A 9777-nucleotide genomic window follows, 5' to 3' on the forward strand; every position below is an offset into this window, starting at 1 on the left:
TGCAATCTGTCAGTTGATGTATCCGGCGACTGATACACCGCATTCGCGAGCAAGCCCGCTCCCACATAAGCCTGCTTCCACAATGGGATAGCATTTCAATGGTCGGCCTGCTTGGCAGGCGGGAGGGTGAACCCCGACACCGACCTGCGCAACTGGCTGGCCATCTTCGCCAGGTTGCCGATGCTTTCGGCAGTGGCGGTCGAACCCGACGAGGTCTGGCTGGTGATCTGCTGGATCACGTTCATGGTCAGGGAAATCTGCCCCGCCGACGAGGTCTGTTGCTGCGCCGCATTGGAGATGCTCTGGATCAGCGCCGCCAGGGTTTTCGACACGCCTTCGATCTCTTCCAGGGCCACGCCGGCGTCTTGCGCCAGCCGTGCGCCGCGCACCACTTCGGTGGTGGTCTGTTCCATGGAGATGACCGCTTCGTTGGTGTCGGCCTGGATCGCCCGCACCAGGGTTTCGATCTGCCGCGTGGCCGCGGATGAACGCTCGGCCAGGCGTTGCACTTCATCGGCAACCACGGCAAAACCGCGCCCGGCATCCCCGGCCATGCTGGCCTGGATCGCGGCGTTGAGGGCGAGGATGTTGGTCTGGTCGGCGATGTCGTCGATCAGGCTGACGATGTCGCCAATCTCCTGGGACGACTCGCCCAGGCGCTTGATGCGCTTGGCGGTGTCCTGGATCTGCTCGCGAATGTTGTCCATGCCGTGGATGGTGTTGTGCACCACTTCGTTGCCCTTGTTGGCGATCTCCACCGAGCGCTCCGCCACCGCCGAGGATTCCGCGGCGTTGGCCGAGACCTGGTCGATGGACTGGGCCATCTGGTTGATCGCGGTGGACGCTTCGGCAATCTGCTGGGCCTGATGCTCCGAGGCCTGGGCCAGGTGCATGGCGGTGGCCTGGGTGTCCTGCACCGCGCCGGCAACCTGGCCAGCGGTGAGGTTGATGGTGGCCACCAGGTCGCGCAGTTGGTCCACGGAATAGTTGATCGAGTCGGCGATGGTGCCGGTGAAGTCTTCGGTCACCGAGGCGGTCACGGTGAGGTCGCCGTCGGCGAGGTCTTCGATTTCATCCAGCAGGCGCATGATCGCGTTCTGGTTGCGCTCGTTCTTCTCGGCGGTTTCGTGCAACTGGCGGTTGGTTTCACGCACCATCACCAGGCCGATCAGGATGATCGAGGCCAGCGCCAGCAAACCGAGGACGTAGCCACCGATGGTGTCGAAAGTGCGCCCGCTGGCGAGGTTTTCAAAGCCGGTGGCCAGGTGCGAGGCTTCATCGAGCAGGGTTTGCGAGAGGTTGAAGATATTGCTCGCCGAGGCGCGCACCTGGAACAGTTGCGGCGAGGTCTCGAGGATTTCATCCACGGAGCCGGAGACAAACTCGAACAGCTCCGCAATCTCCGCCAGGCGCGCGCGGGCGTCGCGGTCTTCGACCTGGGTGATGCGCAGCCCGGCGTTACCCTGAAGCATGCCGTTGAGCACCTGGCCGAAGCGGTTGGCGTCGCGGCCAAAGGCGTCGGCGGCCTGCACGGCGGTTTCGTCGCCGGCCAGCACGGTGTTGACCGCACCGAGGATGCGCTCGGCGAGCAGCGATTGGCGCTGGGCCAACGCCACCTGGCTGGCCGGGGCGCCGCGTTGCAGGAGGATATCGACGACCTTTTCCGACTCCATCTGCAATTGCGGCACGGTTTCGGCGAGGGTCGCAGCCACTTGGTGCAGGGACAGCACGGTCTGTTCGCTGGCGAGGATGGCGTCGGTGTTTTTCAGCAGCGCTTCCCAGTCGGTCTGCACCGCGCGCATCTCGGCGCGTACCGCACTGGGTGCGGCGGGCAGGCCGGTTTCCGGGTCGCCTTTTTTCAGGTAGCCCCAGCGCTGGGCGAAGTCGTTGCGCGCCTCGCCCAGCAGTTTGAACGCGGCGGCCTTGCCGGCAGCGGCTTCGGTGGCGTTCTTGGCGATGCGTTGGGACAACACGCGCAACTCACCGGCGTGGCCGATGTACTGCTTGTCGTAGGTGGACTGGGTGTTGAGGTAGGCGAAGTTGGCGAACAGCAGCATGATGAACACGATCAGCGCGATAAACAGCACGATGATCTGTGAACGGCTGCGCGAGCCGGCCTGGGGTTTTGGCGTGGTAGCAGTGGTCATGCGGCGACATCCATGAAGCCTGGGGCCTGGGCCAGAGCGAAGGGGCTGAAGACCTGCCACAGCTGATCGCCGTCGAACTGGCCCTGGATAAACGGCGCGTCGGTGCTGGCGTTCGCCAACAGCGCGTCTTGTGCGAAATGCTGCATACCCACCACCTCGTCCACCAACAGCCCGACAAACAGGTCGTTGTATTCCACCACCAGCACACGCCGTTGCTTGCGCGCCTTGGACAGCGCCTGGCCGAGGAACCCACCCAGGTCCATCACCGGCAGCAAACGCCCACGCAGGTTAGCCACACCCTTGACCCAGGCCTTGACCCCGGGCATCAAAGTGCAACGCGGCTCATGCAGGACTTCGGCCACCTCGCCCATCGGCGCGACAAACCAATGCGCACCCACGCGAAACCCGATCCCGCTCCAACCCTGCTGGCGGGTTTCCTGGGACGGCAGGTCGGCGGCCAGCAAGCGGCAGCGGCGGTCGATGTCCAGCAACAGCTCGAAGGCGGTTTGCGACTCGGTCATGATCGCCTGCCGTCAGCCGGCCAATACCTTGTTCAGGGTGGCGATCAGGGTTTCTTCATCCACCGGCTTGGTCAGGTAATCCTTGGCGCCCTGGCGCGCGCCCCAGATCTTGTCGGTTTCCTGATCCTTGGTGGTGATGATGATGATCGGGATGCCGTTGGTTTCCGGCTCCTTGGACAGCTGACGGGTGGCCTGGAAACCATTGAGGCCCGGCATCACGATGTCCATCAGCACGGCGTCGGGCTTTTCCTGGCGGGCCAGGGCCACGCCGTCCGCGCCGTTTTCGGCTTTGAGAACTTCGTGGCCGTGCTTTTCCAGCATGCCGGTCAGTTTGTACATTTCAGTCGGCGAATCGTCGACGATCAGAACACGTGCCATGGTTTTCCCCACTAACTTGGTAGACGCCGGCCCTTGTGGGGCGGTGTCAGTGTGCTTGTTCTACTGCGGCGAAGGCAGGCACATAGGCCTTGATCGCACCCAGCAGTTCTTCCTTGCTGAACGGCTTGGTCAAAAACTGATCGACACCGACGATACGCCCCTTGGCCTTGTCGAACAGGCCGTCCTTGGAGGACAGCATGATTACCGGGATCGACTTGAACGCCGGGTTGTTCTTCACCAGGGCGCAGGTCTGATAGCCATCCAGGCGCGGCATCATGATGTCGACAAAGATAATGTGCGGGTGATGATCAACAATCCGCGCCAGGGCATCGAAACCGTCGATGGCCGTGATGACTTCGCACCCTGCGTTCTTCAACAGGGTTTCGGCGGTGCGGCGGATCGTCTTTGAATCGTCGATCACCATCACTCTCAAGGCGTTGGAATGCTGTTCCATATCTGCTCTACCATCGCCACAGCGAATCGGTTTTCGGTGTGTACTGCCTGATGTTGCACAGGATGAGCGCCGCAAGCCTCGGAATTCAAGGGCTGCTGCGCCGTGGCAGTCTTTTTAGCACAGTCTCCGGGCGCAATCTATCGAGCAACCGGCCAGGTGGTTTTTCCTTGACCCACAACAGCCGCAGCGCCACTCTGACGCCACTTTTATGCGCCCTAATTTGCTAGAGGAAATCCCCCATGAGCGTTCGCGTCGGCATTGTCATGGACCCTATCGCCAGCATTTCCTATAAAAAGGACAGCTCGCTGGCCATGCTCCTGGCCGCCCAGGCCCGTGGCTGGACCCTGTTCTATATGGAACAGCGCGACCTGTACCAGGGCGACGGCGAGGCCCGCGCCCGCATGCGCCCGCTGCAGGTGTTCGCCAACCCTGAGAAGTGGTTCGAACTGCAGGACGAAGTCGACAGCCCGCTGAGCGACCTCGACGTGATCCTGATGCGCAAAGACCCGCCGTTCGACATGGAGTTCGTCTACTCCACCTACCTGCTGGAGCAGGCCGAACGCGCCGGCGTGCTGATCGTCAACAAGCCGCAGAGCCTGCGCGACTGCAATGAAAAGCTGTTCGCCACCCTGTTCCCACAGTGCACGCCGCCGACCGTGGTCAGCCGCCGCGCCGACGTGCTGCGTGAATTTGCCGCCAAGCACGGTGATGTGATCCTCAAGCCGCTGGACGGCATGGGCGGTACTTCGATCTTCCGTCACCGCGCCGGCGACCCGAACCTGTCGGTGATCCTCGAAACCCTGACCGCCCTGGGCACCCAGCAGATCATGGGCCAGGCCTACCTACCGGCGATCAAGGACGGCGACAAGCGCATCCTGATGATCGACGGCGAGCCGGTGGACTATTGCCTGGCGCGCATCCCGGCAGCCGGCGAAACCCGCGGCAACCTGGCGGCCGGTGGCCGTGGTGAAGCGCGGCCGTTGTCGGACAAGGATCGCTGGATTGCGTCGCAAGTGGGCCCGACTTTGCGGGAAAAGGGCCTGCTGTTTGTAGGCCTGGATGTCATCGGTGAGCACCTGACCGAAATCAACGTCACCAGCCCCACCTGCATCCGCGAGATCGACAACGCGTTCGGCACCAATATCGGCGAAATGCTGATGGCCGCCATCGAGCGCAAGCTACAAGCCAAGTGACATAGAACAGCCGGACACAAACCAACATTGCGTTATCATGCGCCACCTGTGAAACGCGCGATGTTGGTTCCTTTGTCATGACACTCCCGTCCGATCTGCCCCCCGAACTCTCCCACAGCGGCGTGCGCCCGGCTGATCGGCTCGGATTTACCCTGTTCCTCGCCGCATTGATTCACCTGGCCCTGATCCTCGGCGTGGGCTTCACCCTGGTCGAGCCCAAGCAGATCACCCGCACCCTGGAAATCACCCTCGCCACGTTCAAGAGCGAAAAGGCGCCCGAAAAGGCCGACTTTCTCGCCCAGGACAACCAGCAGGGCAGCGGCACCCTGGACAAGAAAGCGGTGCCCAAGACCACCGAAGTGGCGCCGTTCCAGGACAACAAGGTCAATAAGGTCACCCCGCCGCCGACGCCCAAGCCCGAGGTGAGGCAGGCTGCGCCCAAGGCCGCCGTGACCACCATCGCGCCCAAACCGCAAAAAGCGGCGACCCAGCCCGAAAAAGCCAAGACCGAGCCCGCCAAGCCGGCGCCGACCTTCGACAGCTCGCAGCTGTCCGACCAGATCTCCAGCCTCGAAGCCGAACTGGCCAACGAACAACAGCTGTATGCCAAGCGCCCGCGTATCTACCGGCTGAACGCGGCGTCGACCATGCGCGACAAGGGCGCCTGGTATAAGGATGAGTGGCGCAAGAAAGTCGAGCGCATCGGCAACCTCAACTACCCGGACGAAGCCCGGCGCCAGCAGATTTATGGCAATTTGCGCTTGTTGGTGTCGATCAACCGCGACGGTTCGTTATATGAAGTGCAGGTGCTGGAATCCTCCGGCCAACCGCTGCTGGACCAGGCAGCCCAACGCATCGTGCGCCTGGCCGCACCGTTTGCGCCGTTTACCGGCGACTTGAACGACATCGACCGCCTGGAAATCATCCGCACCTGGAAGTTCGCCAAGGGCGACCGGCTCTCCAGCAACTAACCCCGTGGCGAGGGAGCTTGCTCCCGCTGGGTCGCGCAGCGGCCCCCAAAAATGGGCCTGCTGCGCAGTCCAGCGGGAGCAAGCTCCCTCGCCACAGGCGGGTGCCCACCGATGATCAGGCTTGTCAGTTCGCCCCTCCAACGCCACACTAGCGGACATGAAAAACGTCAGCCCGACCTACCTCAAGCACCAATTCCTGATCGCCATGCCCCACATGGCCGACCCGAACTTTGCGCAGACCTTGACCTACATCGTCGAGCACACGGCCAATGGTGCCATGGGGTTGGTGGTGAACCGCCCGCAAGACCTGAACCTGGCGGATATCCTTGAGCAACTGCGCCCCGAGATCGACCCGCCGGCCCGTTGCCAGAGCGTGCCGATCTATATCGGCGGGCCGGTGCAGACCGATCGCGGTTTTGTGCTGCACCCCACCGGGCCGAAGTTCCAGGCCACGGTCGACCTTGACGGTGTGTCGCTGTCCACGTCCCAGGACGTGCTGTTCGCCATCGCCGACGGCGTCGGCCCCGAGCAAAGCGTCATCACCCTCGGCTACGCCGGCTGGGAAGCCGGGCAACTGGAAGCGGAACTGGCCAGCAACGCCTGGCTGAGCTGCCCGTTTGACGCCGACATCCTGTTCAACACCCCCGTGGAACTGCGCCTGGAGGCGGCCGCCGCCAAGCTGCGTGTCAACCTCAACCTGCTGACCAGCCAGGCGGGGCACGCCTGATGGCTTTGCGTTTGATCCTCGGCTTTGACTACGGCACCAAACAGATCGGCGTAGCGGTCGGCCAGGTCATCACCGGCCAGGCCCGCGAGCTGTGCACCTTGAAAGCCCAGAACGGCATACCGGACTGGAACCAGGTCGAAGCCCTCATTAAAGAGTGGAAGCCCGACGCCGTGGTGGTCGGCCTGCCCCTGAACATGGACGGCACCCCCAGCGACATGTGCCTGCGCGCCGAAAAATTCGCCCGCCGCCTCAATGGCCGCTACAACCTGCCCTTCTATACCCACGACGAACGCCTCACCACCTTTGAAGCCAAGGGTGAACGCCGCGACCGTGGCGGCCAAAAGGGCAGCTACCGCGACAACCCCGTCGACGCCATCGCTGCCGCCTTGCTGTTGCAGGGTTGGCTGGATGAAAACACCGCTTTATTTGAATCCTGACTGACGCGGCTTGCCGCGTCTTTTTACGTTTGAGCCCGGACCTTGCCTGCGCAAAGGCCTTGAAGGAGCCACCATGAGCTTGCCGAACCCTGCCGAACTGATCAGCCAGATGGCCAAAAGCCTCAGGGCCCATCTGCAACACCGCGCCATCAGCGAGCCGCGCTTTATCGGCATTCGCACCGGTGGCGTGTGGGTCGCCCAGGCATTGCTGGAAGAGCTGGGCAGCGATTCGCCCCTCGGTACGCTGGACGTTTCCTTCTACCGCGACGATTTCAGCCAGAACGGCCTGCACCCGCAAGTACGCCCGTCGGCCCTGCCGTTCGAGATCGAAGGCCAGCACCTGGTGCTGATCGACGACGTGCTGATGAGCGGGCGCACCATCCGTGCCGCCATGAACGAACTGTTCGACTACGGCCGCCCAGCCAGCGTGACGCTGGTGTGCCTGCTGGACCTGGACGCAGGCGAATTGCCGATCAGCCCGGATGTGGTCGGCGCCACGCTGTCGCTGGCACCCCACCAGCGGGTAAAATTGTCCGGTCCCACGCCGCTCGAACTCGAACTGCAAGACCTCGCCCTTTAAACCCCTTGTAAAGAGTCCCCGCGATGACGCCTCTAGATGCCAAGCGCCCGCTGCAGCTCAATGCTCAGGGTCAGTTGCAACACTTCTTGTCCCTCGACGGTTTGCCCCGCGAACTGCTCACCGAAATCCTCGACACCGCCGACTCGTTCCTTGAAGTCGGCGGCCGCGCGGTGAAGAAGGTCCCGCTGCTGCGCGGCAAGACCATCTGCAATGTGTTCTTCGAGAACTCCACCCGCACCCGCACCACCTTTGAACTGGCGGCCCAACGGCTGTCGGCCGACGTGATCACGCTGAACGTGTCCACCTCGTCGGCGAGCAAGGGCGAAACCCTGCTCGACACCCTGCGCAACCTCGAAGCCATGGCCGCCGACATGTTCGTCGTACGCCACGGCGACTCGGGTGCTGCGCACTTCATCGCCGAGCACGTGTGCCCGCAGGTCGCGATCATCAACGGCGGCGATGGCCGTCACGCCCACCCGACCCAGGGCATGCTCGACATGCTCACCATCCGTCGGCACAAGGGCAGCTTTGAAAACCTCTCGGTGGCCATCGTCGGCGACATCCTGCACTCGCGGGTGGCGCGCTCGAACATGCTCGCCCTGAAAACCCTGGGTTGCCCGGACATCCGCGTGATCGCCCCCAAAACCCTGCTGCCGGTGGGTATCGAGCAATACGGCGTGAAGGTCTACACCGACATGGCCGAAGGCCTCAAGGATGTGGACGTGGTGATCATGCTGCGCCTGCAACGCGAGCGCATGGCCGGTGGCCTGCTGCCCAGCGAAGGCGAGTTCTACCGCCTGTTCGGCCTGACCACCGCCCGTCTGGCCGGCGCCAAGCCGGATGCCATCGTCATGCACCCGGGCCCGATCAACCGTGGCGTGGAGATTGAGTCGGCGGTGGCCGACGGTCCGCAATCGGTGATCCTGAACCAGGTCACCTACGGCATCGCCATCCGCATGGCCGTGCTGTCCATGGCCATGAGCGGGCAAACCGCGCAACGTCAATTCGAGCAGGAGAACGCCCAGTGAAGCTCAGCATCCTCGGCGCCCGCGTCATCGATCCAGCCAGTGGCCTGGATCAAGTTACCGATCTGCACCTGGAAGCCGGCAAGATCATCGCCATCGGCGCTGCACCTGCCGGTTTCAGCCCGGTGGAAACCATCGACGCCAAAGGTCTGGTGGCCGCGCCTGGCCTGGTGGACCTGAACGTCGCCCTGCGCGAACCGGGCTACAGCCGCAAAGGCAGCATCATCAGCGAAACCCGCGCCGCAGCGGCCGGTGGCGTGACCAGCCTGTGCTGCCCGCCGCACACCAAGCCGATCCTCGACACCTCGGCCGTGACCGAGCTGATCCTCGACCGCGCCCGTGAAGCCGGCAATTGCAAAGTGTTCCCCATCGGCGCCCTGAGCAAAGGCCTGGAAGGCGAACAACTCGCCGAACTGATCGCCCTGCGCGACGCCGGTTGTGTCGCCTTCGGCAACGGCCTGGAAAGCTTTCGCAGCACCCGCACCCTGTGCCGCGCCCTGGAATACGCGGCCACCTTCGACCTGACGGTGATCTTCCACTCCCAGGACCGCGACCTGGCCGAAGGCGGCCTGGCCCATGAAGGCGCCGTGGCCAGCTTCCTCGGCCTGCCGGGCATCCCGGAAACCGCCGAGACCGTGGCCCTGGCCCGCGACCTGCTGCTGGTGGAACAAAGCGGCGTGCGCGCGCACTTCAGCCAACTGACCAGCGCCCGCGGTGTGGCCCTGATCGCCCAGGCCCAGGCCCGTGGCTTGCCGGTGACGGCGGATGTGGCGTTGTATCAGCTGATTCTGACGGACGAGGCGCTGATCGACTTCTCCAGCCTGTACCACGTGCAGCCACCGCTGCGCACCCGTGCCGACCGTGACGGTTTGCGGGCGGCGGTTAAGTCCGGTGTGGTCTCGGCGATTTCCAGCCACCACCAGCCCCACGAGCGGGATGCCAAGCTGGCGCCGTTTGGTGCGACAGAGCCGGGGATCAGCAGTGTTGAACTGTTGTTGCCGTTGGCGATGACGTTGGTGGAAGAAGGTCTGCTGGACTTGCCGACGCTGCTGGCACGCCTCAGTGCCGGCCCGGCCGAGGCGCTGCGCCTGCCGGCTGGCAAGCTGGCCGTGGGTGCGGCAGCGGACGTGGTGCTGTTTGACCCGGCCAGCTCCACCGTGGCAGGCGAGCATTGGCTGTCGAAGGGTGAGAACTGCCCGTTCATGGGTCATAGCCTGCCGGCGGCGGTGCGCTACACCCTGGTCGATGGCCGGGTCACCTACCAGGCCTAAAGCGGGCACGGTAAAAAAATGTGGGAGCGGGCTTGCTCGCGAATGCGGTGGATCAGTGACGAATTTGTCGACT

At 63.7% G+C, this 9777-nt stretch carries 11 protein-coding genes; 7 read left to right on the plus strand and 4 right to left on the minus strand.

The window, feature by feature from the left end:
- Positions 1–95: 95 nt before the first annotated feature.
- From NUV89_RS24215 to pilG, 4 genes are read right to left on the minus strand one after another with little or no spacing between them, the layout of a single operon-like run.
- A complete protein-coding gene (locus NUV89_RS24215; protein WP_257783311.1) occupies positions 96–2147 on the minus strand; it encodes a methyl-accepting chemotaxis protein in 2052 nt (683 codons plus the stop codon).
- Complete coding sequence (locus NUV89_RS24220; protein ID WP_257783312.1) at positions 2144–2668, minus strand: chemotaxis protein CheW; 525 nt, start codon at positions 2666–2668, stop codon at positions 2144–2146. Before NUV89_RS24220 ends, NUV89_RS24215 begins: the two co-directional genes overlap by 4 nt.
- 12 nt (positions 2669–2680) lie before the next feature.
- Positions 2681–3046, minus strand: coding sequence for a twitching motility response regulator PilH (gene pilH / locus NUV89_RS24225; protein ID WP_017739429.1), 366 nt, complete (start codon positions 3044–3046; stop codon positions 2681–2683).
- 46 nt (positions 3047–3092) lie between these two features.
- Entirely contained in the window at positions 3093–3500 is a 408-nt protein-coding gene (gene pilG / locus NUV89_RS24230; RefSeq protein WP_026137140.1) for a twitching motility response regulator PilG, read from the minus strand.
- Between the two features lie 239 nt (positions 3501–3739).
- On the opposite strand from pilG, the gene gshB reads away from it, so the two are divergent.
- The 7 genes from gshB to NUV89_RS24265 all read left to right on the plus strand — a co-directional run bounded on the left by gshB (position 3740) and on the right by NUV89_RS24265 (position 9704).
- The gene (gshB, locus tag NUV89_RS24235) at positions 3740–4693 is read left to right on the plus strand and encodes a glutathione synthase (RefSeq protein ID WP_124527301.1); all 954 of its coding nucleotides are present in this window, start codon (positions 3740–3742) and stop codon (positions 4691–4693) included.
- A gap of 77 nt (positions 4694–4770) precedes the next feature.
- Positions 4771–5664 (plus strand): energy transducer TonB, encoded by an 894-nt coding sequence (locus tag NUV89_RS24240; protein WP_257783313.1) that lies wholly within the window; start codon positions 4771–4773, stop codon positions 5662–5664.
- A gap of 157 nt (positions 5665–5821) precedes the next feature.
- Complete coding sequence (locus NUV89_RS24245; protein WP_257783314.1) at positions 5822–6391, plus strand: YqgE/AlgH family protein; 570 nt, start codon at positions 5822–5824, stop codon at positions 6389–6391.
- On the plus strand, positions 6391–6828 hold the full coding sequence (gene ruvX / locus NUV89_RS24250) for a Holliday junction resolvase RuvX (RefSeq protein WP_005792259.1): 438 nt from the start codon (positions 6391–6393) through the stop codon (positions 6826–6828). Before NUV89_RS24245 ends, ruvX begins: the two co-directional genes overlap by 1 nt.
- Positions 6829–6901: 73 nt before the next feature.
- Positions 6902–7408 (plus strand): bifunctional pyr operon transcriptional regulator/uracil phosphoribosyltransferase PyrR, encoded by a 507-nt coding sequence (gene pyrR, locus NUV89_RS24255; protein ID WP_257783315.1) that lies wholly within the window; start codon positions 6902–6904, stop codon positions 7406–7408.
- A gap of 23 nt (positions 7409–7431) precedes the next feature.
- A complete protein-coding gene (locus tag NUV89_RS24260; RefSeq protein ID WP_257783316.1) occupies positions 7432–8436 on the plus strand; it encodes an aspartate carbamoyltransferase catalytic subunit in 1005 nt (334 codons plus the stop codon).
- Positions 8433–9704 carry a dihydroorotase gene (locus tag NUV89_RS24265; RefSeq protein ID WP_257783317.1) on the plus strand — a complete coding sequence of 424 codons (1272 nt, stop codon included), beginning with the start codon at positions 8433–8435 and terminating at the stop codon, positions 9702–9704. Before NUV89_RS24260 ends, NUV89_RS24265 begins: the two co-directional genes overlap by 4 nt.
- Positions 9705–9777: the final 73 nt, after the last annotated feature.

This window comes from Pseudomonas sp. 18.1.10, from assembly GCF_024655625.1.
In the GTDB taxonomy this organism is placed as follows: Bacteria; Pseudomonadota; Gammaproteobacteria; order Pseudomonadales; family Pseudomonadaceae; genus Aquipseudomonas.